This is a genomic window from Kitasatospora griseola (genome assembly GCF_014648555.1).
GTDB classification, from domain to species: domain Bacteria; phylum Actinomycetota; class Actinomycetes; order Streptomycetales; family Streptomycetaceae; genus Kitasatospora; species Kitasatospora griseola.
The window spans coordinates 92609-118808 of record NZ_BMRI01000009.1 but is presented as its reverse complement, the minus strand read 5'-3'; the positions used below and the strand labels follow the sequence as shown (position 1 = coordinate 118808).

Here is a 26200-nt window from a genome sequence, read left to right as displayed (position 1 = left end):
CGGTCAGCCTGAAGCTGCGCAACACCGCGGAACTGGACCGTTTCCTTTCGGCGGTCGGCACTCCCGGCACCGCGGAATTCGGGCACTATCTGACGCCCGCGCAGTTCACCGAGCGTTTCGGCCCGACCCAGGCCGACGTGGACCAGGTGCGCGCGTTCCTGACCGCGCAGGGCCTGAAGGTCGACTCGGTGAGCGCCAACCGCCAGGTGGTGAACGCCACCGGCTCGACCTCCGCGGTCGCCGCCGCGTTCGGCACCCACGAGTCGACCTACAGCGACCCGCAGCAGGGCAACCGGAGCTTCTTCGCCAACGACGCCGCCGCCTCGGTGCCGGCCGTGCTGGCCGGCGTGGTCGAGGGCGTCAGCGGCCTCAACGACCACACCGTGCGCACCACCCGGATCGCCAGGCCCGAGGCGTCCACCCCGCACGCCACCCCGAGCGGCTTCGGCCCGGCCGGCTACGACGGCGCCTACCGCCTCAACCAGCTGGGCGCGGACGGCACCGGCAGCACCGTGGCGCTCTGGGAGTTCGACGGCTACAAGTCCACCAACCTGACCACCTACGACAGCCAGTTCGGCCTGTCCGGTCCGGCGGTCAGCACCGTCTCGGTGGACGGCGCGAACTACGACGCGAAGCCGGGCGACGGCCAGGGCGAGGTCGAGCTGGACTCGGAGATCGTGCGCGGCGTCGCCCCCAAGGCCACCCAGCTGGTCTACGAGGCGCCCAACACCGACCAGGGCGAGATCGACATGGCCGCCAAGATCGTCGCGGACAACCGGGTCTCGGTCATCTCCATCTCCTGGGGCTCCTGCGAGCCGGACACCACCGCCGCCTCGATGACCGCGGTGAACAACTCCTTCAAGCAGGCCGCCGCCCAGGGCATCTCGATCTTCTCGGCGTCCGGCGACGACGGCTCCCGGGACTGCACCCGCTCCACCTCGGGCTCCACCGTGAAGGCCGTGGACTTCCCCGCCTCCAGCCCGTACAACACCGGCGTCGGCGGCACCAACCTGAAGGTCTCCGGCACCACTTACAGCTCGGAGAGCGCCTGGAGCACCGCCGGCGGCGGCGTCTCCACCCAGTTCGCCAAGCCCGCCTGGCAGACCGGCACCAACGTCACCGGCACCATGCGCACCGTGCCCGACATCTCGTCCAACGCCGACCCGGCCAGCGGCTTCGCGATCTACACCCAGGGCAGCACCGCCGCCGGCTGGCAGGTCTACGGCGGCACCTCCGCGGCCGCCCCGCTGTGGTCCGGCTTCGCCGCGCTCTACAACCAGAAGGCCAAGGCCGCGTCCAAGCCCGTCCTGGGCGAGGTCAACCCGAAGCTGTACACGGTCGCCAACAGCAGCTCCTACGCCACCTCGCTGCACGACGTGACCAGCGGCTCGAACCAGGACTTCGCCGCCAAGACCGGCTACGACCAGGTCACCGGCTGGGGCACCCCGATCGCCGACGGCCTGGCGGGCGCCCTGCTCGGCACCGGCGGCACCACCCCGCCGCCCACCGGCGGCTGCACCGCAGGCCAGCTGCTCGGCAACGCCGGCTTCGAGACCGGCACCGCCGCCCCCTGGACCACCAGCACCGGCGTGGTCGACAACTCCGCCTCCGAGGCCGCCCACAGCGGCTCCTGGAAGGCCTGGATGAACGGCTACGGCTCGGCCCACACCGACACCGTCTCCCAGTCGGTGGCCATCCCGGCCGGCTGCAAGGCCGCCTTCAGCTTCTGGCTGCACGTCGACACCGCCGAGACCGGCACCACGGCCTACGACAAGCTCACCCTGTCGGTGAACGGCGCCTCGGTGGCGACGTACTCCAACCTCGACAAGAGCACCGGGTACGTCCAGAAGACCGTCGACCTGTCCGCGTACGCCGGACAGACCGTCACCGTGAAGTTCACCGGCGTCGAGGACGCCTCGCTGCAGACCAGCTTCGTCATCGACGACACCGCGCTCACCGCCTCCTGACGGCCGCTCAGCACGGGTGCCGGGAGGGCCTTCACGGGTCCTCCCGGCACCCATGTGTCAGGAGTGTTTCCGGCGCGATCCGTCTGCGAAATACTTGTCGTGACCACTGTCATATGTCCTGATTGATGACGTAGCCTCTCAACCCTGCATAGGGTTCCCACACACTCGGCGGCGCACCTCCGACGCACCGCGGAGCCGGGGCGAACCCGCCGAACCCGCCGGGTGGGGAAGGTGTCGCATGGGCTCACAGCAACCACAGCACGCCGGCCGGCTCCGCCTGGTCGGCCAGCGCGAACACGGCGGTGACCGGCCCCCGGCCGGACCCGCCGCGCCGGCCGGCCCGCAGGCCGCCGTCCGCACCACCGCATCCGTATCCGCACCGTCCGCCGCCACCGCACCCGCCGCCCCCACGACTCCCGTCCCCGCCACGCCCGCTGTGCCCGCCGCGCCCGCCACCGCGCAGGGCGGCTTCGCCGAGGTCCTCAACGCCGCCATCGAGCACAGCGGCCTCAGCCTCGACCGGATCCGCGCCGCGCTCGCCAAACAGGGCGTCAGGGTCAGCGTCACCACGCTCAGTTACTGGCGGCGCGGCCGCAGCCAGCCCGAACGGGCCACCTCGCTGCGCGCCGTCCACCTGCTGGAGGAGCTCCTCGGCCTGCGCCACACCGCGCTCACCGCGCTGCTCGGACCGCCCCGCCCGCGCGGCCGCTGGGTCGCCCAGGGCCCGGCCCCCGACGGCCTGCGGGTCGAACAGATCTGGCCCGGCGAGACCGAGCTCGGCGAGGTGTTCGCCGAACTCGACGCCCCGCCGGCCGGCCAGCTGGAGCGGCAGTCCATCCACGACGCCTACTACGTCGACGCCTCCCGCCGCGGCAACGTGCTGAGGATGCGCCAGGTGGTGCGCGCCACCGTGGACGGTGTCACCCGGCACGTCGTGGTCCACAAGTCCGACGAGGGCGTCGAGACCTGTCCCGAGATCACCTCCGTCCGGCACGCCCGCCTCGGCCGGATCCGGCGCCGCCCGCTCAGCGGACTGCTGGTCGCCGAGCTCCTGCTCGACCGGCCGCTCGCCCTCGGCGACTCCACCGTGCTCGAGTACGAGGTGCACCTCCCCGACTCCGGCCCCACCACCAGCTACGGGCGGTTCTTCCCGGCCCCCGTGCGGGAGTACGTCCTGCAGGTCCACTTCGACCCCTCCGCCGTCCCCGTCCAGTGCGAACGCTTCGACCGCGCGCCCGGCGCCGACACCGACCGCCACCGCGAACCCCTCTGGATCGGCGCCTCCGCGAGCGCCCACGTCCTCACCGCCGACCAGCAGCCCGGCCAGGTGGGCATCCGCTGGCAGTGGGAGTGACGCCGAACCCGGCCTGACCGCCCATCAGCCCTGCCGCACTGGCACCACGCCGCACCGCCACCCCGCCGTTCACCCGTTCTGCCCAGTCCGACCGCCCATCAGCTGGTCCTTGCTGCTACCTCCGTGAAAGGTGAGTCCCACTCACCGAGGAAAGGCAGGTCCCCCGTGCTGATGGAGTTCAGCGAGGTCGAACCGGACGAGTCCTGTGCCTGCGGCGGCTGCACCGCCCGCGTTCGGGCGCGGCAGCTCGCCGTCCGGTCGGGCCGCGGCGCCACGATCCAGGCCCGTGGCGCGCGGCGGGCGGCGGTGCTGCTCGCCGCCGTCGGCAGTGTGCTGGGCGGCGGGGCGGTCTCGTCGGCGGTCGCGGCCGCACCGCGCACCGACAGCAGTCCGCAGACCGCGAACTCGCCGCAGGGCCAGGTCGCCGGCCCGTTCGGCGAGCCCCCGACGTCCCGCCGGGCGGTGGCCGCGCCGCCGGCCACCACCCGGGCGGAGATCATGCGCCGGGCCCAGGCCTGGGTGGACCAGAAGGTGCCGTACAGCATGACCAAGTACTGGTCGGACGGTTACCGCCAGGACTGCTCCGGGTTCATCTCGATGGCCTGGAACCTGGGCAGCAGTCAGACCACCTGGACGCTGCCGGACTTCGCCGTCCGGATCGCCAAGGACGACCTCCAGCCGGGCGACGTGCTGATCTACAACAACGCGAACGACCCGCAGGGCGGCTCGCACGCTGTGCTGTTCGGCGGCTGGGTGGACGCGGCGCACACCAAGTACACGGCGCTGGAGCAGACCCGCCCGGGCACCACCGAACGCAGCACCCCGTACGCCTACTGGAGCAACTCAAGTGGCTACCTGCCGTACCGGTACCGGGGGTTGAGCCTGCCGATGCCGGCGCCGGACGGGGCCGACGCGTTCCCGGGCGCGGACAGGTTCGGGCCCGGCAAGGTCAACGACTACGTGACCCGGCTGGGCCGGATGCTGGTGGAACGCGGCGGCGGGCGGTTCTACCGGGAGGGACCGAGCCCGGACTGGGGCGAAGCCGACCGCAGGGCCACCGAGGCGTTCCAGCTGGCGCAGGGCTGGCGCGGCGCGGAGGCCGACGGCTACCCGGGCAAGGACACCTGGGACTTCCTGGTCCACCACAAGGGCAAGGACATCCCGCCCGCCGTGACCGCTCCTTCGCCGCCGCCCGCGCCGGGCCCGCCGTCGTTCCCCGGCACGGACAAGTTCGGGCCCGGCAAGGTCAACGACCACATAGCGCAGCTGGGCCGCCAGCTGGTGAAGAAGGGCTTCGGCAGCTCCTACCGGCAGGGCCCGGACCCGGCCTGGGGCGAGGCCGACCGCCGCAACGTCGAGGCGTTCCAGCGCGCCCAGGGCTGGACCGGCTCCGAGGCGGACGGCTACCCCGGCCCGCACACCTGGAAGCTGCTGTTCTCCTGACGGACGCTCAACCCTGCGGGGGCGCGCCGGCGGCGTGCTCCCGCACCCAGGCGTGCATGGCGATCGCCGCGGCCGCCCCGGCGTTGATCGAACGCGTCGAGCCGAACTGGGCGATCGAGCAGACCGCCGTCGAATGCTCCCACGCCTCGGCCGTCAGCCCGGGGCCCTCCTGCCCGAACAGCAGCACGCAGCGCTCGGGCAGCGGATAGGTCTCCAGCGGCACCGCGCCGGGCAGGTTGTCGATGCCGATGATCGGCAGCCCCCGCTCGGCGGCGTGGGCGGCCAGCGAGGCCACCGAGTCGTGGTGCCGGACGTGCTGGTAGCGGTCGGTGACCATGGCCCCGCGCCGGTTCCAGCGCCGCCGGCCGACGATGTGCACCTCCCCCGCCAGGAAGGCGTTGGCGGTGCGCACCACGGAGCCGATGTTGAAATCGTGCTGCCAGTTCTCGACGGCGACGTGGAAGCCGTGCCGCCGGGTGTCCAGGTCGGCGACGATCGCCTCGTGCCGCCAGTACCGGTACTGGTCGACGACGTTGCGGCGGTCGCCGGCGGCGAGCAGCTCGGGGTCGAGGCGGGGGTCGTCGGGCCACGGCTCGGGGTGCGGTCCGACGCCGATCTCCCGGTCGTCGGGGAGCCCCGTGAAATGGCCGTCGTCGTACTGCTCGCCCAGCTGGGGCACCGAGGTGTCGCTCACGCCCTCGAGGGTACGGGCTCGCCGCGGACCGGCTGCGGGCGCGTCCGCACCGACTTCTCCAGCTCGGTGAGCGCCTGCATGACCAGCCGCGCCCCGGCCCGGGTGACGTCGATCCCCTCGTCGCGGGGGAGCGAGGCCAACAGGTAGTCCCAGGTCCGGTGGGCCTCGCGCAGCTCGGAGAAGTCGACGTCCTGGCCGAGCAGGATCGCCGCGGCGGCGATCGCGGTGGCGTCCCGCAGCTCCTCGCCGAACGCGCCGGCGCCGGGCAGCGGCGGGGCGTCCGCGGCGGGCAGGTGGGCCTCCAGCAGGACGATCGAGCGGTCCAGCATGCCGACCGCGGAGCGGGCCCGGTCGAACTGCTTGCGGCTCAGCTCCGGCACCTTCGCGAAGTGGTGCACGGGCTCCAGCTCGGCCCGGTCCAGCGCGGCCAGCATCTCGCTGCGGGTCTCCCGGACGTCCAGCAGCGCGGGCCGGACGTCCTTCTCGGCGTGCCCGCCCGCCGGATCGCCGTACCCGGTGAACACCGCGGCCGCGTACCGCCCGGCGGCGGCCAGCCACTCGGCGAGCCGCTCCGGCAGCCGGGCGGTCTGCCAGGTCGGGAACAGCGCGTACGCGCCGAGCGCGACCGCGCCGCCGAGCAGCGTCATCGCCACCCGGTCGAACGCCAGCCGCACCGGCTCGCCGGGCTGCAGGCCGAGCAGGAACACCACGTACGAGGAGATCGCGGCCGTCAGCAGCGCGTACCCGGTGCTCAGCATCATGTACGACAGGCCCATCGAGAACACGGCGAGCGCCGCCAGCACCCAGTCGCCGGGCTGGAACACCTGCACGATGGCGGTGGACACCAGCACGCCGGCGACGGTGCCGGCGACCCGGGCGACGCCGCGGCTGAAGGTCTGCGCGAAGTCGGGGCGCATCACCATCGCGGAGGCCATCGGCGCCCAGTAGCCGTGCTCGATGCCCAGCAGCTGGGCCGCCAGGTAGGCGGAGGTCACCACGCCCGACATCCGCACCGCGTGCTGGAAGATCGCCGAATGCTTGTGCAGTTGCCGGCCGACGGTGGCCAGCGCCGCGGGGGCCACCTTGACCAGCGGAGGGCGGTGCAGACCGGCGCCGCGGCCGGCGGTGGGGACGGCCCCGCGGTCCTGCCGGTCGAGCCGGTCGGCGGCCCGGCCGAGCAGACCGGACAGCTGGCGCGCGGAGCGGCGGGCGCCGCCGCGCAGCAGGTCCTCGCCGGTGCCGGGGCGGGCCAGCGCCAGGCCGGGGGTGTCCCTGGGCAGCTGCACCGGGTCGCCGGTGCGGATCGCCCGGGCCAGCGCGTCCAGCACGTCGGCGGCGGCGGCCAGCACCTCGCGGGCCCGGTCCCGCTCCGGGCCCTCCTCGGCGGCCCCCACCCGCGGATCGGCGAGCGCGGCCAGCGTGGGCCGCACGCGCTCCGCGATGGTCCGCAGGCCGCGCAGCTCCGGCGGGCGGCGGCGGGCCTGCCGGGCGGTCAGCCGGGCCGCCTGGCGGGCGACGATGAACGGCTCCGGGTCGACGTGCGCCACCGGGTCGTGCCGCAGGCTGCGGGCGTAGTCGCCGAGCCCGGCGTAGATGTCGGCGAGGGCGTCGCGCTGCGCCCGCCAGCTGTCGATCGGCCACAGCGTCACCACCAGGGCCTGCACGCCGCCGCCGACCGAGCAGAGCACGGCGTGGCCGAGCGCCGCGGACACCGACACCGGCAGCTGCACCACCACCATCATCACGGACAGCGTGTTGGCGGCGACCACACCGGCGGTCGGGCTGACCGCCCAGGCCATGCCCGCGCCGAACGCCCACAGCGCCAGCAGCACCGGGAACGCGCCGGTGATGCCGACCGCGACGTAGCCGAGGAAGGTCGACGCACCCAGTCCGGCGCCCGCCACCAGCGCCAGCGAGGCGCGCGGCCGGAACGAGCGCTGGAAGGTCGCGACGCCGGCGATGAACGCGCCCATCGCGGCGGACGCGGCGTGCGAGGGCCCGTAGATCGCCATGGTCGGGAAGATCACCAGCGCGGCGGCGACCGCGGCGCGCAGCGACCGGCGCGGATTGGTGAGCGAGAAGTCCACGGTCAGCCCGGCCTTCGCGGTCTCACGCAGGGCCTTGAACCAGGACATAGCGGGAGCTTAGCGACTTTTCCGCCACCGGCCCGTCAGCACTCGCTCCACTGCCGACAGCGCCGCGGCGGGCCGGAACACCGCGTCCGCGGCGGGCATCGCCGGCGAGCGGAACGGCAGCCCCGGCAGCACCGCGATCGCCAGCTGCTCGGCGCCCGTCAGCACCGGCAGCGCGTTCTTCAACCGCCGGCCCGCCGGCGCGAACGGGACGCCCGCGTAGGTCGGCAGGGGCGGGCCGCTGCTACAGGACGAAGGCGTCCTGGCCGCCGCTGCTCACCATCGGGCGGCCGGCGGCGTCCCACGCGAACATGCCGCCGTCCACGTTCACCGCGTCCCGGCCGCCGGCGACCAGGTACTGCACCACCTGCGCGGAGCGGCCGCCGACCCGGCACAGCACGTACAGCCGGCCCTCGGGCAGCTCGTCGAGGCGGGCCACCACCTGGCCGATCGGGATGTGCAGCGCACCGTCCACGTGGCCGGCGTCCCACTCGTCCTGCTCGCGGACGTCGAGCAGAACGGCATCGGCGGGCACCGAGGCGGCGTCGGTGGTGGGCAGCTGAGCGAACATCGGGGCGTTCTCCTGGGATCGGTGCGGGTCGTTCGAGCCATTGTCCGGCAGCAGTGCGACCAGCTTGGCCTGCCGGTCGGCGGCGGTGGCCAGCAGCTGGTCCGCGAGGTCCTCCAGCAGGCGCTCCGGCTCGTCCGGGCGCAGCAGCAGCAGTTCGCCCATCGGGGTGCGCTCCAGCCGGACCTGCTCGGTGGCCAGCGCGGTGATCCGGCCGGTCAGCCACTCCAGGCGCTGGCGCAGCCAGGCCGACCGGTCGGGGGAGCCGACGGCGGGCGCGGACTCCGGGTCGGCGGACCACTCCTCGGCGAGCCGCTCCAGCCCCTCGGTGTCGGCCAGCGCGTACGCCTCGTTGACCCGGGCGATGAACGCCGAACGGCGCTGCTGCTCGGCCGGGTCGGTGGACAGGTCGGGGTGGGCCCGGCGGGCCAGTTCGCGGTACACCCGCTGGGCGCCCTTGTCGGGCCGCACCCGGCGGGCCTCCGGCTCGCCCTCGCGCGGGCCGCGCTGCTCGGCGGGCTCGACCCGCTCCCGGGCCTCGCGGGCCCGCCGCAGGTCCTCCGGGTCGCCGCTGAGCGCCGCCACCGCCTCGGCGATCAGCGCGTCCAGCTCGTCCAGCTCGGCGTACAGCGGGCCGAGCAGCTGGTGGTGGGCGAGCGCGAAGTTGTCGATCTCCACCCGCAGGGTGGCCACGTCGACGTCCAGGGTCAGCCAGGCCAGCTCGGCCGCCGCGACCCGCTCCTCCAGCTCCTGCCGCTCCGGATCCGCCCACACCTCGACGCTCGGTACGCTCACCCGGGCCACCCTACCGGGACCCTCACACCGCCCTGACGGGTGACGGTGGAGCACGCCGGGGGCGCGCCGTCAACGACACGCAACTGATACGGACGAATCTGCCGGATTAACTACCTCCCATTGGCATCTCCGTGCTTCATTGGAGGACGCACGCAAGGACGCGCGCACCGGCCAGGAGGGGCAGCGAGACTCAAAGGGGCAGACCGATATCCATGGTGGACCAGCCCATTTCCGCACCCGACCGGGCGGACCTCCCGGGCGGCCGCCCCACCGGGGTGGTGGCACTGCTTCGCGTGGCCGCCGCGCTGGTCGATCCGGACGGCCGGATCACCGTGTGGAACCGCACCGCCGAGGAGCTCTTCGGCCACCGCGCCGCCGTCGCCGTCGGCCGCACCGCCCACGGCCTGCTGCCCGCCGTCTGCCCCCGCCACGACCCGGACGCCCCCGCGCACCGCTGCGACGCCTTCGACACCCTCGACGACCTCGCCGCCGACGGCCCCTGGGCCGGCGCGATGACGGTGCACGACCGCGAGGAGCGGCAGCGCGACGTTCTGTGGTGGGCCTACCCGCTGGCCGAACCGGCCGGCCGCTCGCTGCTCGTACTGGCCGCCGACGCCCGACCCCTGCGCGCCGCCGGCCCCCGGATCGCCCTCGGCGAGCGCCTCGTCCACTACTCCGCCGCACCCTCCGCGGCCCGCCCGCAGCAGATCGCGGCCGCCTTCGCACCGCCCGCCGGGCCCACCCCCGAAGCACTGGCCGCGCTGCTGCCGTCCTGCTCCCCGGAACGCCGCGGCCGACTGCTGGCCGCCCTGGCCGCCGCCGGGCCCCCGGCCCTGCGGGTGGACGCGGCGCTGCTGCCGGTGGCGCCCTACCAGTCCTCGCCGGGCGGGCCGTCCGGCACCGCCCGGGTCGCCGCCGGCCTCGGCCGCCGCTACCCCACCCCGCAGCAGCGGGCCGCCCAGCAGCGCGAGCGCACCGCCCGCCGCCCCGCGGAGCCGCAGCGCGGCACGGGTGCCCGGGCCCCGCTCGGGGTACGGATACAGGCTGCCGGGCCCGCGGAGGAAGCGCGGGTGCCCGGCAGCACCGTCCCTGGCCCACGCGACGCCGCCGCCCACGGCCCGACCCCGGGAGGCCCCGCCATCGACCCCGCCACCGCCCCGTCCGAATCGGCCCCCGCCCAGGTCTCCGCCGTCCTGCCCGGCCCCGCCAAGGCCGCCGACGGCGGCGTCGAGGTGGTCCGCGGCCTGCCCGACGACGGCGACCTGGCGCTGCTGGCCTCGGTCGGCAGCCAGGTCGGCACCACTCTCGACCTGGACACCACCGCCCGCGAACTGTGCAAGGTGCTGGTCCCCCGGGTCGCCGACTTCGCCTGCGTCGACCTGCTCGACGGCCTGCTCTCGGACGGCGAACTGCCCGCCGACCCACCGGACAACCGCACCGTGCTGCGCCGCGTCGCCCGCACCTTCAACGCCGGCTCACCGCGCTGGAACCACGTCCTGGACGAGGGCTCGCTGCTGACCATGCCGCGCTCCACCCCGCCCGGCCTGGCCCTGCAGGAGAACCAGCCGGTGCTGGTGCCGCTGATCTCCGCGGACGTCGCGGTCGACTACGCGGCCTCACTGGGCGGCCCCGAGCTGGAGCCGACCGTGGTCGGCCGCTCCATGCTGGCGCTGCCGCTGTCCGCCCGCGGCGCGGTGCTCGGCATCCTCAAGCTGCTGCGGCTGTCCGACCGGGCGCCGTTCACCCGCGCCGACGCCGACACCCTCAAGGAGATCGCCGCCCGCGCCGCACTGTCGCTGGACAACGCCCGGCTGCACCGCGCCGAGTCCAAGGTCGCCACCACCCTGCAGCGCTCGATGATCCCGACCCGCCCGCCCAAGATCCCCGGCGTGCAGATCGCCCACCGCTACATGCCGGGCGACCGCAAGGCCGAGGTCGGCGGCGACTGGTTCGACGCCATCCAGCTCCCCGGCAGCCGGGTCGCCCTGGTGGTCGGCGACGTGATGGGCCGCTTCCGCACCGCCATGCAGACCCTCGCCGCCCTCGACCTGCCACCGGGCCAGCTGCTGCGGCACCTCGACAACCTGGCCCAGAAGCTCGGCGACGACCACCTCGCCACCTGCCTGTACGCGGTCTACGACCCGATCAACCGCACCTGCGAACTCGCCTCGGCCGGCCACGTCCCGCCGGTGCTGGTCCACCCCGACGGCCGCGGCGAACTGCTCGACCTGCCCTCGGGCGCACCGATCGGCGTCGGCGGGGTGCCGTTCGTCGCCACGAAGATCGACGTCTCGGACGGCTCGATGCTGGTGCTGTGCACCGACGGTCTGGTCGAGGTCCGCGGCGGCGACATAGGAGAGGGCCTGGCCGCGCTCTGCGGTAACCTGATCGACCCCAAGCAGACCCCGGACGAGGCCTGCGACACCGTGCTGAACACCCTGCACTCCGACGACCGGCAGGACGACATCGCGCTGCTGGTGGCCCGCTTCGACGGCGTCCCGCCGACCGAGGTCGCCACCTGGCAGCTGGGCGTCACCGAGCTGGAGGTCGGCCGGGCCCGCCGCCTGGTGCGCGACCAGCTCGCCGCCTGGCAGCTGACCGCGCTGTCCGAGACGGTCGAGCTGCTGGTGTCCGAGCTGGTCACCAACGCCGTCCGGGTGGCCCGCTCCGAGGTGCAGCTGCAGCTGATCCGGGTCGACAAGCTGCTGGTCGAGGTCAGCGACGACAACCACAACCTGCCGTCGCTGGAGCCCGCCGACTCGCTGTCCGAGCACGGCCGCGGCCTCAACCTGGTCAGCAAGCTGTCCGAGAAGTGGGGCACCGCCCGCAAGGCGGTCGGCAAGGTCGTCTACTTCGAGATGCCGCTGCCGCGCGGCTGACCGGCCGGGGTCAGGGCGTGACCGCCCTGGCCCCGCCCTGCGCCACCGAGGCGGCCGCGCCGACCCCGGACAGCACCCGCGGCCAGTAGTCGCCGAACACCTCGACCCACACCGCGATCAGCACCGCGGTGCTGATCGCCACCAGGTGCTCCAGGCCCGCCAGGTTCGGCAGCAGCGTCGCCTCGACCACCATGGCCGCCACCACGGCGCCGCCCGTCCACCAGGCCCGGCAGCGGAACGCCACCACCACGGCCAGCGCCACCACCGCCGCCGAGGGCCCGGTGTCGCGCACGTGCGCCACCCAGCGCGGGAACCCGAGCAGGTGGTGCGGGCCGAGGGCCACCGCGATCCGGGCGAACAGCGTTCCCGCCAGGGTGCAGACGTAGGCGACCACCAGGGTCAGCCGCCGCCCCAGCACGATCTCCGCCACCCCGAACACCAGGAAGACCTGCGCCAGCGCCCCCCACACCGGCAGGTCCAGGGCCGGCACGTACAGCGACAGCGGGGTGCGCAGCAGCGACACGTCCAGCGGCAGCGCCGCCTTCACCACCCCGATGTCCGAGACGAACCGGGCCCCGCCCGGCAGGTGCTGGACGATCGAGAACAGCAGGACCAGCGCGGTCGCCGCGGTCGCCAACGGCACCGCGGCGAATTTCCGCCGCACCACCCGTTCCTTCACGGCGCCGAACAGCGCCCCCCACTCGGCGACCGCGGCCCGGCGGAATACCGCCCCGAGCCCCGGCCGCACGCCCCCCGCGTGGGTGTTCTGCTTCACGAACCGGTTCTCCCGTCCCGAGGACGTGCGGCCATCCCGACGTCCGTACCGCTGTGCGCGTCTTCTTCTACGCCTCTTCTTCGACCCTACGCATCGGATTAATCAGGGGCATCAACTTCACAGCCCGGTCGTGTCATACCGCGGTCTGATCTTCCGGCCCGCTCCGCCCCCCGGCGGAGGGACCACCGTCCCGGGCCCAGCGGGCCGGGAAGCCCGTGGCTCAGCCCTCGCGGGTGTGCCTTCGGCGGAACAGCGCCGGCAGGCTCGGCACCGTGATGAAGCCCTCCGCGCGGGCCGAGGCGATACCGATCCGCGGAATCTCGCTGCTCTTCTCGAAGAGCAGATAGCGCGGCTCCCAGATCGGCCGGTATTTCGCATTCGCCCGGTAGAGCGACTCGATCTGCCACCAGCGGGAGAAGAATCCCAGCACCGAACGCCACAGCCGCAGCACCGGGCCGGCGCCGAGCTTCGAACCGCGCTCGAAAACCGAGCGGAACATTGCGAAGTTCAACGACACCCGTTCCAGTTCGACCTCCTTCGCGCGCTGCAGGAGTTCGATCACCATGAACTCCATCAGGCCGTTCTCGCTGTCCCGGTCGCGCCGCATCAGGTCCAGCGACAGACCGTTCGCGCCCCACGGCACGAAGCTCAGCAGCGCCCGCAGCTCGCCGTCCCCGTCGAAGCACTCCAGCATCACGCAGCGCCCGTCGCCCGGGTCGCCGAGCCGGCCCAGCGCCATCGAGAAGCCGCGCTCGGTCGCGCCGTCCCGCCAGTGGTCGGCCTTCGCCACCAGCTCGGCCATCTCCGACTCGGGGATGGCCTCGTGGCGGCGGATCCGCACCGTGTAGCCGGCCCGCTTGACCCGGTTGTAGGCCTGCCGGACCACCCGCATCGCACGGCCGTCCAGCGAGAACTCGTCCAGCTCGACGATCGCCTCGTCGCCCAGCTCCAGCGCGTCCAGCCCGTGCCGGGCGTAGATCACCCCGGCCTCCTCGGAGGCGCCCATCACGGCCGGCACCCAGGCGTGCTCGCGGGCCTCGGCCAGCCAGGCGTCGATCGCCCCCGGCCAGGCCTCCGGGTCGCCGATCGGGTCGCCGGACGCCAGCGTGACGCCGCCGACCACCCGGTAGGCGACCGCGGCCTTCCCGCTCGGCGAGAAGACCACCGCCTTGTCCCGGCGCAGCGCGAAGTAGCCGAGCGAGTCGCGCTCGCCCTGCCGGTCCAGCAGCTCGCGCAGCTTCCGCTCGTCCTCGTCGCTCTGCAGCTCCTCGCCGCGCGGCGAGCGGAACGCCACGTACAGCACGGCCAGGAACAGCACCGCGCTCATCGCGTTGATCGCCGCGTTCACCCAGGTCGGCACGGAGACCACGTCGGCCACCTTCGCCGACGGGGTCAGCGTGATCATCCGGTGCACCGAATAGCTGAACCGGGTGCCGAAGCCCGCGCCGCTGATGGTGTTGGTCAGCTGCACCAGCACCGAGCCGATCAGGCCGCCCAGCAGCAGGCCGCCGGCCCCGGCCGCGATCGCGGTCTTCGGGTTCGACCGGTCGCCCTTGGAGGTGAACTCGCGGCGCGAGAACAGCAGCGCCACCAGGAACAGGCCGGTCAGCACCACCGAGAAGTAGTTCCACGGGTGGGACGCGAAGTGCTGGCCCCAGGCCATCAGCGCCAGGTAGCCGACGAAGGTCAGGCCGGCCAGCCCCGTGTTGAAGATCCACGCCGCCCGCTTGCGGCGGCGCATCGCCACCGCCAGGAACAGCGCCAGCGCCACCGAGGTCAACCCGGCGGTCACCAGGTACGGGGTGAAGAACTGGCCCTCGTTGTGCCGCTGCACCGTGTCCTTGAACGGCACCGAGAGCACCGCCACCAGGTTCAGCAGTGCCACCAGCCGCAGGTACCAGACCGTCGACGTGGCGGCCCGGCGACGCCAGAGCGCCTGCGGACCCGAACCCTCGCCCCGGGAGGGCGACACGGCCGAGGCAGCCGTCTTCACTGTGGACACAGCAACCATTCCAGACGATCGAACATTGGGGCGCATCCGCGCGCGGTCTGCGCACTTCACCCCGATTTCCATGGTTGCCCAGCGAAGATGAGAATTGCGTGAATCCGGTAGCGGATTCCCACCCCCGCCGATCGGCGGGGGTGACAGCCCGAACCCCCACCAGGGAGAGACATGCCGCCGACCCGGGTCCTGATCGTGGACGACGAGGTGCTGGTCCGCTCCGGGCTCGGCCTGATCGTCGGCTCCGCACCCGACCTCGAAGTGGTCGGCGGCTGCTCCGGCGGCCAGGCCGAGCAGCAGGCCCGGGCGCTGGCCCCGGACGTGGTGCTGCTCGACGTCCGGATGCCCGACCTGGACGGCATCAGCGTGCTGCGCCGCCTGCGCGCCCTGCCCGACCCGCCGGTCGTCGCCATGCTCACCACCTTCGACACCGACGAGTACATCGGCACCGCGCTGCGGGCCGGCGCCGCCGGGTTCCTGCTCAAGGACACCGCCCCCGAGCAGCTGGTGCACGCCGTCCGGGTGCTCGCGGCCGGCGGCAGCGTGCTCTCCCCGACCGTCGCCCGCACGGTGATCAGCGGCTACGTCGACGGCGGCGGCCCCGACCTGACCGCCACCGCCCTCACCCACCGGCTCACCGGCCGCGAACTCGACGTGCTGGCCCTGCTCGGCGAAGGCCTCTCCAACGCCGAGATAGCCGACCGGCTGTTCCTCGGCACCGGCACCGTCAAGGACCACATCAGCGCCATCCTGGCGAAACTCGGCGCCGCCAACCGGGTCCAGGCCGCCGTCGTCGCGCACCGCGCCGGGCTGGTCCGGGAACGCCGGGACGGGGAGTGACCTCCGCCGAACCCGCCGCCGAAGCCTCCGCCCCGCACCGCTGGGCCTGGCTGCGCTCCCCCCGCACCACCCTGCTGGTCCCGGTGGTGGCCGCCGCACTGGACTCCGCGCTGGTCGCCAAGGGCTCCGAGCCCTGGCAGATCGCCCTGTCCGCGCTGTCCGTCGTCGCCCTGCTCGGCCGCCGCCGCTACCCGCTGACGGTCGCCCTGCTCACCCTGCCCGGGGCGTTCTTCAACGAGATCTGGCTGGCCCCGCTCACCGGCGTCTACGCGGTCTCCGCCGCCTACCCGAAACCGCGGATCCCGGTCGCCTGCGCCGTTTCCTTCGCCCTGATCGAGTTCTTCCACTGGCCGTTCGCCCCCGACCTGTTCGCCCTCAGCCGGGACAACGCGCTGTACGCCATCCAGTCGGCGATGCTCGGCGCCGGACCGGCCGCGCTCGGCATGCTCACCCGCACCCGCCGCGAGCTCGGCGAACGCGTCACCGAACTCACCGAGGGACGCCAGCGCGAGAGCCGGCTGATCGCCGAGCGGGTGCTGACCGCCGAACGCGCCCGGCTGGCCCGCGAAATGCACGACGTGGTCTCCCACCAGGTCAGCCTGATCTCCATCCAGGCCGGGGCGATCCAGGTCGCCAGCACCGACCCGGCCTCCCGGGACGGCGCCCGCACCATCCGCGAACTCTCCGTCCGCACCCTGGACGAACTGCGCCAGATGGTCGGCGTGCTGCGCGCCGCCGGCATCGGCAACCGCACCCCGCTGGCCCCGCAGCCCACCCTCGCCGACCTGCCCCGGCTGATCGACGACAGCGGCCTGCCGGTCACCCACCGGATCGACACCGGCCGCCGCGACTGGCCCGAGGCGGTCGAACGGGCCGCCTACCGGACCGTCCAGGAAGGCCTCACCAACATCCGCAAGCACGCCCCCGGCGCCCGGGTCACCGTCCGGGTCGCGGCCCGCGGCGGAAAGCTCCACGTCGAGGTCCGCAACGGCCCGCCGACCGACCGCACCGCCGCCGCCCCGCTGCCCGGCGGCGGCCACGGCCTGGTCGGCCTGCGCGAACGCGCCGCCCTGCTCGGCGGCAGCTTCACCGCGGGCCCCACCCCCGACGGCGGCTTCTCGCTGCACGCCGTCCTGCCCGCCTGAGACCGCCGGAGTCCGCGGAGCCTTCCGCGGAGCCGCGGGCCGGAGAACAGTTGCAGGACAACAAAAAAACCCCGCAGATCCTGAGATCTGCGGGGTTTCGCTGTGCGCGAGGGGGGAGTTGAACCCCCACGCCCTTTCGGGCACTGGAACCTGAATCCAGCGCGTCTGCCTATTCCGCCACCCGCGCATGGGTGTTGTCTTCCGGAGCTTGTCGCTCTTTCGACTCTTCGAGAAGCTTAGCGCATCTCTCCGGGTCTTCCGTTCGGCTCCCTTGCGGGCGCCCCTTCCGACATGGAAAACATTAGCACGCCCCGAGCCCCACCTGCGAATCCATTCCCGCAGGCCCTCGGCACGGCCCGGACCGGACCGCAACCGGAGGCGGGTGCGAACGGGTGAGCGGACCGCCCAGTGGGTACCCTCCGGGCGCGACCTGGCCGGGGAACCGTACGGAAGGGCCGGGCGTGGATACGATCAGTACGGAAGTACCGCTTTCCGGCCTACCGGCCGGTCCGACCGACGCCCTGAGAGGGGGTGCCCCGTGGGAGTCCTGAAGAAGTTCGAGCAGCGACTCGAAGGTCTCGTGAACGGCACCTTCGCCAAGGTGTTCAAGTCCGAGGTCCAACCGGTGGAGATCGCCGGTGCCCTGCAGCGCGAGTGCGACAACAACGCCAGCATCTGGAACCGGGACCGCACGGTCGTCCCGAACGACTTCATCGTCGAACTCAGCCCGCACGACCACGAGCGGCTCAGCCCCTACGCCGGGCAGCTCGGCAACGAGCTCGCCGGCATGGTCCGCGAGTACGCCGAGGCGCAGCGGTACACCTTCATGGGCCCGCTGCAGGTCGCCCTGGAGAAGGCCGACGACCTGGACACCGGCCTGTACCGGGTGCGCAGCCGGACGCTGACCGCCGAGGAGCCGCAGCGGCCGCCCGCGCCGCCGGCCGCCCAGCCCGGCTACGGCCGTCCGCCGACCCCGCCCGCCCCCGGCGCGCCCTGGCAGCAGGGCGCCGGCGCCCCGTACGGCGCTCCGCCGCCGCCCTCCGCCCCGCCCGCGATGCCGCCCGCCCCGCCGGCCCCCGGCAACAACGTCCGGCCGTTCCCCGGCGCGGGCCACGGCGGCGCCGGCACCCGGCGCTGGGTCGAGGTGAACGGCGCCCGGCACCAGATCACCCAGAACGCGGTCGTCCTGGGCCGCTCCACCGAGGCCGACATCCGGATCGACGACCCCGGGGTGTCCCGAAAGCACGCGGAGATCCGCCCCGGCACGCCCGCGATGGTGATGGACCTCGGTTCCACCAACGGCATCGTGGTGGACGGACAGCACACCCAGCGCGCTACGCTCCGCGACGGCTCCCGGATCGTCCTGGGGTCGACCACCATCGTCTACCGACAGGTCGAAGGGTAGAAGCGGGCCGGTATGTCTGATCTGACCCTGACGGTCATGCGGCTGGGCTTCCTCGCCGTGCTCTGGCTGTTCGTCATCGTCGCCGTGCAGGTGATCCGCAGCGACCTCTTCACCACCAAGGGCGCCGCGCGCTCCGGGCACCGGGCCGCGCCCACCGCCCCCGCCGCGGCCGGCCAGGGCCGGCAGCCGCAGGGGCAGCCCGCCGCCGCCCAGCAACAGCAGCAACAGGCCCGGCAGCGCCGGGGCCAGCCCACGCACCTGGTGGTCACCCAGGGCTCGCTGGCCGGCACCACCGTCGCGCTGCACGGCCAGACCGTCACGCTGGGCCGGGCGCACGACTCCACGATCGTCCTGGACGACGACTACGCGTCCTCCCGTCACGCCAGGATCTACCCCGATCAGGCTGGGCAGTGGACCGTGGAGGATCTAGGCTCCACCAACGGCACCTATCTGGACCGACAGCGGCTGACCACGCCGACGCCGCTCCAGATCGGCGTGCCGATCCGAATCGGCAGGACCGTCATCGAACTGCGGAAGTAGTCAGCGCATGAGGACCAGCTCCACCCGAAGGAGGGCCCGGACAGCATGAGTCTCGTGCTGCGCTTCGCCGCCGGCTCGCACAAGGGCCTGATCCGCGAGGGGAACGAGGACTCCGGCTATGCCGGACCCCGGCTGCTCGCGGTGGCCGACGGCATGGGCGGGGCGGCGGCCGGTGAGGTCGCCTCCTCCGAGGTGCTGGGGTCGATCGTCCGCCTGGACGAGGAACAGCCCGGCGCCGACCTGCTGACCCTGCTGAGCGACGCGGTGCAGACCGCCAACGACCGGCTCCGGCAGATGGTCGAGCAGGACCCGCAGCTGGAAGGCATGGGCTGTACCCTCACCGCGCTGCTGTGGGACGGCCAGCGGATGGGCCAGGTGCACATCGGCGACTCCCGCGCCTACCTGCTGCGGGACGGCCGGCTCGACCAGATCACCCAGGACCACACCTGGGTGCAGCGGCTGGTCGACGAGGGCCGGATCACCGCCGAGGAGGCCGAGACCCACCCGCAGCGCTCACTGCTGATGCGCGCCCTGGACGGCCGCGGCCAGGTCGAGCCCGACCTGTCGATCCGCGAGGTCCGGGCCGGCGACCGCTACCTGATCTGCTCCGACGGCCTGTCCGGCCCGGTCAGCCACCAGACCCTGGAGGAGACGCTCGGCAGCTACTACGCGCCGCAGCAGACCGTCCAGGAACTGATCCAGCTGGCGCTGCGCGGCGGCGGCCCGGACAACATCACCTGCATCGTGGCCGACGTGATCGAGGTCGGCGCCACCGACCTGCTCAGCGGCCAGGCCGCGCAGGCCCCCGAGGTGGTCGGCGCGGTCGCCGACACCCAGCCGCACCCGCAGCAGCACGACCCGCACCTGCTGGACACCCCCGCCGGCCGCGCGGCCGGCCTCGGCCGCACCCCGCCGGCCCCGCAGGGCGCCTTCGGCCCGGCCGAGGGCTACCAGGGCGGCTACGACCAGCAGCCCGGCTACGGCGCCCCGGCCGGCGACTTCGGCCCCGCCGAGGGCTACCAGGGCGGCTACGACCAGCACGGCAACTACGTCGACCCGGCCGGCTTCCCGCCCGGCGACGGCGACGAGTACGGCGGCCCCGACGACCCGTACGAGGGCGACGCCCCGCCGAGCCGCCGCAAGAAGAAGCGCGGCCTGAAGCTCACCCTGATCGGGGTGCTGGTGCTGGCGGTGCTCGGCGGCGGCGGCTTCTTCGCCTGGCAGTGGAACCAGAACCAGTACTACGTCGGGGCCGAGAACGGCCACCTCGCGGTCTACCGCGGCCTCGACCAGAACCTGGCGGGCCTGAAGCTCAGCTCGGTCTACCAGCAGTACGGGGACGTGGAGCTGAAGTACCTGCCCGCCTTCCAGCGCGACCAGGTCGCCAAGAACATCCAGGCCAGCAGCCTGGAGGACGCCCGGAAGCAGGTCGAGACGCTGCGCACGCAGGCCGAGGTCTGCAAGAAGGTCGCCGATTCCAAGGCCGCCCCGGCCACCGGGGACGCCACGCCGACCGCCCCGCCGTTGACCGAGCAGGAGCAGCAGCTCGCCGTGTCCTGCTCCGGGCAGTAGCCGCGGGCGACCCCGGGGGTTTTCACAGGCATGAGCACATTCGACGTGAGCCGCGGCAGCACGCCCACCACCGGGCGGCGCCGCGCCGTCGGCCGGTCCGCGACGGGCGACGCCCCGAACCGGCGCAACACCGAACTCCTGATGCTGGCCTTCGCCCTCGCGATCCCGATGCTGGCGTACGCCAACGTCGGCCTGGCGATGGACGGCAGCCTGCCCGTCGGCATGCTGAAGTTCGGGCTCGGCATGGCCGTGCTGGCGCTGGCCGCGCACCTGGCGGTGCGGCGGTTCGCGCCGTACGCCGACCCGCTGCTGCTGCCGCTGGCGACGCTGCTGAACGGGCTCGGCGTGGTGATGATCTGGCGGCTCGACAAGGCCGGCAAGCTGCTGCGCCTCAACTTCCCGGCGGCCGGCAACCAGCTGATGTGGTCCGGGCTCGGCGTGGCGATGTTCATCGGCGTGGTGATCCTGCTGAAGGACCACCGGATCCTGCAGCGCTACACCTACATCTCCATGGTGGTGGCGCTGGTGCTGCTGGCCGCGCCGGCCTTCTTCCCGTCCCGGCCGGAGGACTACGGCGCGAAGATCTGGATCCGCTTCGGCTCGTTCTCGATCCAGCCCGGCGAGTTCGCAAAGATCATCCTGACGGTGTTCTTCGCCGGCTTCCTGATGGTCAAGAAGGACGCCCTGGCACTGGCCAGCCGCAAGTTCATGGGCCTGTACCTGCCGCGCGGGCGCGACCTGGGCCCGATCGTGGTGGTCTGGCTGCTGTCGATCCTGATCCTGGTGTTCGAGACCGACCTGGGCACCTCCTTCCTGTTCTTCGGCCTGTTCGTGGTGATGCTCTACGTCGCCACCGAGCGGACCAGCTGGATCGTCTTCGGTCTGACCATGTCGCTCGGCGGCGCGGCCGTGGTGGCCTCCGCCGAACCGCACGTGAAGACCCGCATCAACGCCTGGCTCGACCCGATGGCGGCGTTCGGGCCGAAGCCGCCCTCGCAGTCCTCGGAGCAGATCGGGCAGACCCTGATGTCGCTCGGCTCGGGCGGCACCATCGGCACCGGCCTCGGGCAGGGCCGCAGCTGGCTGATCCAGTTCGCGGCGAAGAGCGACTTCATCCTCGGCTCGTTCGGCGAGGAGCTGGGCCTGACCGGCCTGATGGCGCTGTTCATGGTCTACGGCCTGGTGGTGCAGCGCGGCCTGCGCACCTCGCTGGCGGCCCGCGACCCGTTCGGCAAGCTGCTCGCGGTCGGCCTGAGCTCGGCGTTCGCGCTGCAGGTGTTCGTGGTCGCGGGCGGCGTCACCGGCCTGATCCCGCTGACCGGCATGACCATGCCGTTCCTCGCCCAGGGCGGCTCGTCCGTGGTGGCGAACTGGGCCCTGATCGCCATCCTGATGAAGATCAGCGACACCGCCCGCCGACCGGCCGTCGAACCGGCCGCCGCCATCCCGGAGCCGGCCGGACCGGGGCGGCTCCCGGCCACCGGGCCGGGCGCACCGGACGAGAGCAGGGGAGCGACCTCGTGAACAAGCCGATCCGCCGGGTGTCGATCTTCTGCCTGGTCCTGATCCTGGCCCTGATGCTCCGGGTGAACTGGGTGCAGGGCGTGCAGGCGTCGGCGTGGGCCAACAACCCGCACAACGACCGCACCAAGTACGACCGGTACGCCTACCCGCGCGGCAACATCATCGCGGGCGGCCAGGCCGTCACCAGGTCCGACTTCGTCAACGGCCTGCGCTACAAGTACAAGCGCTCCTGGGTGGACGGGCCGATGTACGCGCCGGTCACCGGGTACTCCTCGCAGACGTACGACGCCAGCCAGCTGGAGAAGCTGGAGGACGGCATCCTCTCCGGCGCCGACTCCCGGCTGTTCTTCCGCAACACCCTGGACATGCTGACCGGCAAGCCCAAGCAGGGCGGCGACGTGGTCACCACCATCGACCCCAAGGTGCAGAAGGCCGGCTTCGAGGGGCTCGGCGACAAGAAGGGCGCCGCGGTCGCGCTCGACCCGCGCACCGGGGCGATCCTCGGGCTGGTCTCCACCCCGTCGTACGACCCGGGCACCTTCTCCGGCGGCACCAAGGACGACGAGAACGCCTGGAAGGCGCTCAACGACGACCCGAACAAGCCGCTGCTGAACCGGGCGCTGCGCGAGACCTACCCGCCCGGCTCGACCTTCAAGCTGGTCACCGCGGCGACCGCGTTCGAGAACGGCAAGTACCAGAAGCCGACCGACGCCACCGACACCCCGAACCCGTACGTCCTGCCGGGCACCAGCACCGCGCTGCGCAACGCCAGCGCCACCGAGCCGTGCGAGAACGCCACCGTCCAGGTCGCGATGGACTACTCCTGCAACACGGTGTTCGGCAAGATGGGCGCCGAGCTGGGCGGCGACAAGCTGCGGGCGCAGGCCGAGAAGTTCGGCTTCAACAGCGACCAGCTGCGCATCCCGATCGCGCCCACCCCCAGCTACTTCCCGAAGGACTCCAAGCCCGACGGCACCGCGATGGACGCCATCGGCCAGCACGACACCCGGGCCACCCCGCTGCAGATGGCCATGGTCGCGGCGGCCATCGCCAACAACGGCTCGCTGATGGAGCCCTACCTGGTCGCTCAGGAGGGCTCGGCCGGGAACGTGATCTCCACCCACACCGAGCACCAGCTGAGCCAGGCCGTCTCGCCGGCCACCGCGCAGAAGCTCCAGCAGCTGATGGAGTCGGTGGTGCAGAACGGCACCGGCACCAAGGCGAAGATCCCGGGCGCGACGGTCGGCGGCAAGACCGGCACCGCCCAGCACGGCCAGGACAACGCGGGCCTGCCGTTCGCCTGGTTCGTCTCCTACGCCAAGGGCCAGGACGGCAAGCAGGTCGCCGTCGCGGTGGTGGTCGAGGACGGCGACAGCGAGCGGAACGAGATCTCCGGCGGTTCGCTGGCCGCGCCGATCGCCAAGGCGATGATGCAGGCGGCGCTCGGCAAGTAGGTCGGTCGTATCCGTCACATTCCGGCCATCGATCCTCGATCGGTGGCCGGAATTGTCACAATGGGACGGTCCTGGTCGGTACCGGTCTGGTCTCAGCTGGCTGCCTGCACCAGGCAGGTCAGGTTCGCCCGGTAGCGTATCCGCCAGCAGCGGGTGTACCCGCAGCCAGTCCGCGGTCACCGACTGCGGACGCCGGCACCGTGAAACCACCGCGGCGGCGGCCGCGTCAGAACAGAGCGTGCGGGGACACTACGTCATATCCTCACCGACCGGTGGGGGAGAGGGTCGGAGATATGGAAGAGCCTCGTCGCCTAGGCGGCAGGTACGAGCTCGGCGGCGTCCTCGGGCGCGGTGGCATGGCCGAGGTGTACCTCGCCCACGACACCCGGCTCGGCCGCCAGGTCGCAGTGAAGACCCTCCGTACCGACATGGCCCGCGATCCCTCGTTCCAGGCCCGGTTCCGCCGCGAGGCACAGTCCGCGGCCTCGCTCAACCACCCCGCCATCGTCGCCGTCTACGACACCGGTGAGGACTACATCGACGGGATCTCCATCCCGTACATCGTGATGGAGTACGTCGAGGGCTCCACCCTGCGCGAACTGCTGCACACCGGGCGGCGGCTGCTGCCCGAGCGCGCGCTGGAGATGACCATCGGCATCCTGCAGGCGCTGGAGTACTCGCACCGCGCCGGCATCGTGCACCGCGACATCAAGCCCGCCAACGTCATGCTGACCCGGCAGGGCAACGTCAAGGTGATGGACTTCGGCATCGCCCGCGCGATGGGCGACGCCGGCATGACGATGACCCAGACCTCCGCGGTCATCGGCACCGCCCAGTACCTCTCCCCCGAGCAGGCCAAGGGCGAGACCGTCGACGCCCGCTCCGACCTCTACTCGACCGGCTGCCTGCTGTACGAACTGCTCACGGTGCGCCCCCCGTTCGTCGGCGACTCCCCCGTCGCGGTGGCCTACCAGCACGTCCGCGAGGAGCCCGCGCCGCCGTCCGCGTACGACCCAGAGGTGCGCCCGGAGATCGACGCGATCGTGCTGAAGGCGCTCGCCAAGGAGCGCGACTACCGCTACCAGTCCGCCGACGAGATGCGCGACGACATCGAGCGCTTCCTCGACGGCCTCCCGGTCGCCGCCGCCCAGCAGGCCGCCTACGGCACCGGCACGAACGGCTACGGGTACGACCAGAGCGGCGGGCAGTACGACCCGTACGGCCAGACCAACATGCTGCCCCAGCAGGGCGGCCCCACCACCATGCTGCCGCCGGTCGGCCACCAGCAGCCCGCGCCCTACGGCGGCTACCAGGACGACGGCTACGGCAACGGCGGATACGACGACGGCTACGAGGGCCGCAGCAGCCGGCGGCGCGAGGAGCAGCCGAAGAAGAGCAACACCTCCTGGATCATCCTCGCCGTCGCGGCGGTGCTGGTCCTGGTCGGCGCGTTCTTCGTGGTGCAGTCGATGGTGAAGACCGGCGGCGGGACCAAGAAGACCACCGTGCCGGCCCTGATCGGCAAGACGCTCCCCGAGGCGGAGGCCGCGGCGAAGGCGCAGAACCCGACGCTCACCGTGGCCGCCGGCGACCCGATCGCCTGCCCCGACACCAAGATCCAGAAGGACCAGGTCTGCACCCAGGAGCAGGCCGCGGGCGCCGAGATCTCCACCACCGGGAAGATCACGGTGCACCTGTCCTCCGGCCCGGCGCAGATCGACGTCCCCGACGTCGTCGGCCAGACCAAGGACGCCGCCAACACCGCGCTGACCGCCAAGGGCTTCCAGGTCACCGTCAACTACAGCAACGACGACAAGGTCGACCCGGACAAGGTCATCTCCCAGTCGGTGAGCGGCAAGGCGGCGGCCAACACCGCCATCACCCTGGTGGTCTCCTCCGGCCAGGCGAAGGTCGCGGTGCCGCCCCTGGTCGGCCAGTCCCAGGACAACGCGTCCCAGGCGCTCACCGACCTCAACCTGGTGCCGAACGTGGTCACCAAGACCATCACCGACCAGACCAAGGTCGGCCAGGTCATCGAGCAGAACCCGCCGAAGGGCACCCAGGTCGCGAAGGGCAGCAAGGTCACCATCACGGTCGGCAAGCTGGCCGACAAGGTGACCGTGCCCCCGCTGCAGAACGTCAAGCTGACCGAGGCGATCAAGCAGCTGTCCGCAGCCGGGATCACCAAGTACCAGCTGATGGGCTCGCAGGACCCGCAGGGCATCGTGCAGACCGTCACCCCGACCGCCGGGTCGCAGATCAGCCCGGACGACACCGTGACGCTGTGGGTCAAGCCCGCGGACAAGACGCCGAACACGCCCTGACCGGCGCCGCACCGTGAAAGGGGCCGCGCCGTCCTCCCGGACGGTGCGGCCCCTCTCGTGTCGGCGGGCCCGGGGCGTCAGCGCAGCTCGGGCGGCGGCGTGCGGTGGTCGTCCACCGGGTCCACCCGAACCAGCGTCGCCCACACCGCCATCCGGTAGCGCGAGGTGTACACCGGCGTGCAGGTGGTCAGCGTCAGGTACCGGCCGGGGCCGGTGAACGGCGAGCCCTCGGGGACGGGCGCGACCACGCCCACGTTGTACTTGGAGGTCTGCTGCAGCGTCCCGGCGACCCGGTACACGTACCAGGAGTCCCGGGTCTCCACCACCACCGGATCGCCCTCGGAGAGCCGGTCCAGGTCGTGGAACTTCGCGCCGTGGCCGTCCCGGTGCGCCGCCATCGTGAAGTTGCCCTCGGCGTCCCACGGCATCGCCGACCGGTACGGCTCCTCGTACACCCCGGCCACGCCCTCGTTGAGCACGTCCGTGTTCGTGCCCATCCGGATCAGCGTCGTGCGGTCGTCCTTCTCGAACGCCGGCACGTGCAGGAAGCCCACCCCGTCACCGGCCTGGTACTCCGGGACGGGCGCCTCGACGCCGGGCGAGGGCGCCGCCGCCGGGGCGCTCCAGGTCTGCCGCAGCCTGTCCCCCTGCAGGCCGGCGGCCCGGGCGGCCACCACGTCCGTCCACCACAGCGAGTACCCGACGAACACGGCCAGCACCAGGCCGAGGGTGATCAACAGCTCCCCCATCAGGCCCAGGGCCGCAGCCACCCGTCCGCGCCGTCGCC

19 protein-coding genes and 1 tRNA gene are annotated in these 26200 nt (G+C 72.8%); 12 read left to right on the top strand and 8 right to left on the bottom strand.

What is annotated here, in order from left to right; genetic code table 11:
- From IEZ12_RS14200 to IEZ12_RS14190, 3 genes are all read left to right on the top strand, one after another.
- Window positions 1–1967 (top strand): protease pro-enzyme activation domain-containing protein (locus tag IEZ12_RS14200; RefSeq protein WP_189272362.1); only part of this gene is annotated, 1967 nt, incomplete at its 5' end.
- Between the two features lie 238 nt (window positions 1968–2205).
- The gene (locus IEZ12_RS14195; RefSeq protein ID WP_189272361.1) at window positions 2206–3321 is read left to right on the top strand and encodes a hypothetical protein; all 1116 of its coding nucleotides are present in this window, start codon (window positions 2206–2208) and stop codon (window positions 3319–3321) included.
- Window positions 3322–3492: 171 nt separating this feature from the next.
- Complete coding sequence (locus IEZ12_RS14190) at window positions 3493–4764, top strand: peptidoglycan-binding protein (RefSeq protein WP_229847530.1); 1272 nt, start codon at window positions 3493–3495, stop codon at window positions 4762–4764.
- A gap of 7 nt (window positions 4765–4771) precedes the next feature.
- On the opposite strand, the gene IEZ12_RS14185 is transcribed toward IEZ12_RS14190, so the two are convergent.
- From IEZ12_RS14185 to IEZ12_RS14170, 4 genes are read right to left on the bottom strand one after another with little or no spacing between them, the layout of a single operon-like run.
- The gene (locus IEZ12_RS14185; protein ID WP_083462592.1) at window positions 4772–5458 is read right to left on the bottom strand and encodes a TrmH family RNA methyltransferase; all 687 of its coding nucleotides are present in this window, start codon (window positions 5456–5458) and stop codon (window positions 4772–4774) included.
- The gene (locus IEZ12_RS14180; RefSeq protein WP_189272359.1) at window positions 5455–7593 is read right to left on the bottom strand and encodes an FUSC family protein; all 2139 of its coding nucleotides are present in this window, start codon (window positions 7591–7593) and stop codon (window positions 5455–5457) included. Before IEZ12_RS14180 ends, IEZ12_RS14185 begins: the two co-directional genes overlap by 4 nt.
- Before the next feature lie 9 nt (window positions 7594–7602).
- Window positions 7603–7776, bottom strand: coding sequence for a hypothetical protein (locus tag IEZ12_RS14175; RefSeq protein WP_189272358.1), 174 nt, complete (start codon window positions 7774–7776; stop codon window positions 7603–7605).
- Window positions 7777–7834: 58 nt separating this feature from the next.
- On the bottom strand, window positions 7835–8953 hold the full coding sequence (locus IEZ12_RS14170; RefSeq protein ID WP_189272357.1) for a rhodanese-like domain-containing protein: 1119 nt from the start codon (window positions 8951–8953) through the stop codon (window positions 7835–7837).
- A gap of 212 nt (window positions 8954–9165) precedes the next feature.
- On the opposite strand from IEZ12_RS14170, the gene IEZ12_RS14165 reads away from it, so the two are divergent.
- Window positions 9166–11832, top strand: a complete 2667-nt coding sequence (locus IEZ12_RS14165) for an ATP-binding SpoIIE family protein phosphatase (protein WP_189272356.1) — start codon at window positions 9166–9168, stop codon at window positions 11830–11832.
- A 10-nt stretch (window positions 11833–11842) separates the two neighbouring features.
- Here the strand turns inward: IEZ12_RS14165 and IEZ12_RS14160 are convergent, their stop codons facing one another.
- Both IEZ12_RS14160 and IEZ12_RS14155 read right to left on the bottom strand, forming a co-directional pair.
- Window positions 11843–12607: a hypothetical protein gene (locus IEZ12_RS14160; RefSeq protein WP_161801111.1), complete on the bottom strand. Its 765-nt coding sequence runs from the start codon at window positions 12605–12607 to the stop codon at window positions 11843–11845.
- A 220-nt stretch (window positions 12608–12827) separates the two neighbouring features.
- Window positions 12828–14609 (bottom strand): phosphatidylglycerol lysyltransferase domain-containing protein, encoded by a 1782-nt coding sequence (locus IEZ12_RS14155; RefSeq protein WP_373295476.1) that lies wholly within the window; start codon window positions 14607–14609, stop codon window positions 12828–12830.
- A gap of 171 nt (window positions 14610–14780) precedes the next feature.
- Between IEZ12_RS14155 and IEZ12_RS14150 the strand changes: the two genes are divergently transcribed.
- Window positions 14781–15449 (top strand): response regulator, encoded by a 669-nt coding sequence (locus IEZ12_RS14150; RefSeq protein ID WP_100589588.1) that lies wholly within the window; start codon window positions 14781–14783, stop codon window positions 15447–15449.
- Window positions 15446–16594, top strand: coding sequence for a sensor histidine kinase (locus IEZ12_RS14145; protein WP_189272354.1), 1149 nt, complete (start codon window positions 15446–15448; stop codon window positions 16592–16594). The genes IEZ12_RS14150 and IEZ12_RS14145 overlap by 4 nt, the downstream gene beginning before the upstream one ends.
- A 103-nt stretch (window positions 16595–16697) precedes the next feature.
- Here the strand turns inward: IEZ12_RS14145 and IEZ12_RS14140 are convergent.
- Window positions 16698–16781 (bottom strand) — tRNA-Leu (locus IEZ12_RS14140).
- A gap of 351 nt (window positions 16782–17132) precedes the next feature.
- Here IEZ12_RS14140 and IEZ12_RS14135 point away from each other — a divergent pair.
- From IEZ12_RS14135 to pknB, 6 genes are all read left to right on the top strand, one after another.
- The gene (locus IEZ12_RS14135; protein WP_043915381.1) at window positions 17133–17999 is read left to right on the top strand and encodes an FHA domain-containing protein; all 867 of its coding nucleotides are present in this window, start codon (window positions 17133–17135) and stop codon (window positions 17997–17999) included.
- A 12-nt stretch (window positions 18000–18011) separates the two neighbouring features.
- Window positions 18012–18539, top strand: a complete 528-nt coding sequence (locus tag IEZ12_RS14130; protein ID WP_189272353.1) for an FHA domain-containing protein FhaB/FipA — start codon at window positions 18012–18014, stop codon at window positions 18537–18539.
- Window positions 18540–18584: 45 nt separating this feature from the next.
- The gene (locus IEZ12_RS14125) at window positions 18585–20111 is read left to right on the top strand and encodes a PP2C family protein-serine/threonine phosphatase (protein WP_189272352.1); all 1527 of its coding nucleotides are present in this window, start codon (window positions 18585–18587) and stop codon (window positions 20109–20111) included.
- Between the two features lie 30 nt (window positions 20112–20141).
- A complete protein-coding gene (locus tag IEZ12_RS14120) occupies window positions 20142–21635 on the top strand; it encodes an FtsW/RodA/SpoVE family cell cycle protein (RefSeq protein ID WP_083462589.1) in 1494 nt (497 codons plus the stop codon).
- The gene (locus IEZ12_RS14115; RefSeq protein ID WP_189272351.1) at window positions 21632–23089 is read left to right on the top strand and encodes a peptidoglycan D,D-transpeptidase FtsI family protein; all 1458 of its coding nucleotides are present in this window, start codon (window positions 21632–21634) and stop codon (window positions 23087–23089) included. The genes IEZ12_RS14120 and IEZ12_RS14115 overlap by 4 nt, the downstream gene beginning before the upstream one ends.
- Before the next feature lie 293 nt (window positions 23090–23382).
- A complete protein-coding gene (gene pknB / locus IEZ12_RS14110; RefSeq protein ID WP_189272350.1) occupies window positions 23383–25413 on the top strand; it encodes a Stk1 family PASTA domain-containing Ser/Thr kinase in 2031 nt (676 codons plus the stop codon).
- Between the two features lie 77 nt (window positions 25414–25490).
- Here the strand turns inward: pknB and IEZ12_RS14105 are convergent, their stop codons facing one another.
- Entirely contained in the window at window positions 25491–26162 is a 672-nt protein-coding gene (locus IEZ12_RS14105) for a class E sortase (RefSeq protein WP_308431035.1), read from the bottom strand.
- Window positions 26163–26200 lie beyond the last annotated feature (38 nt).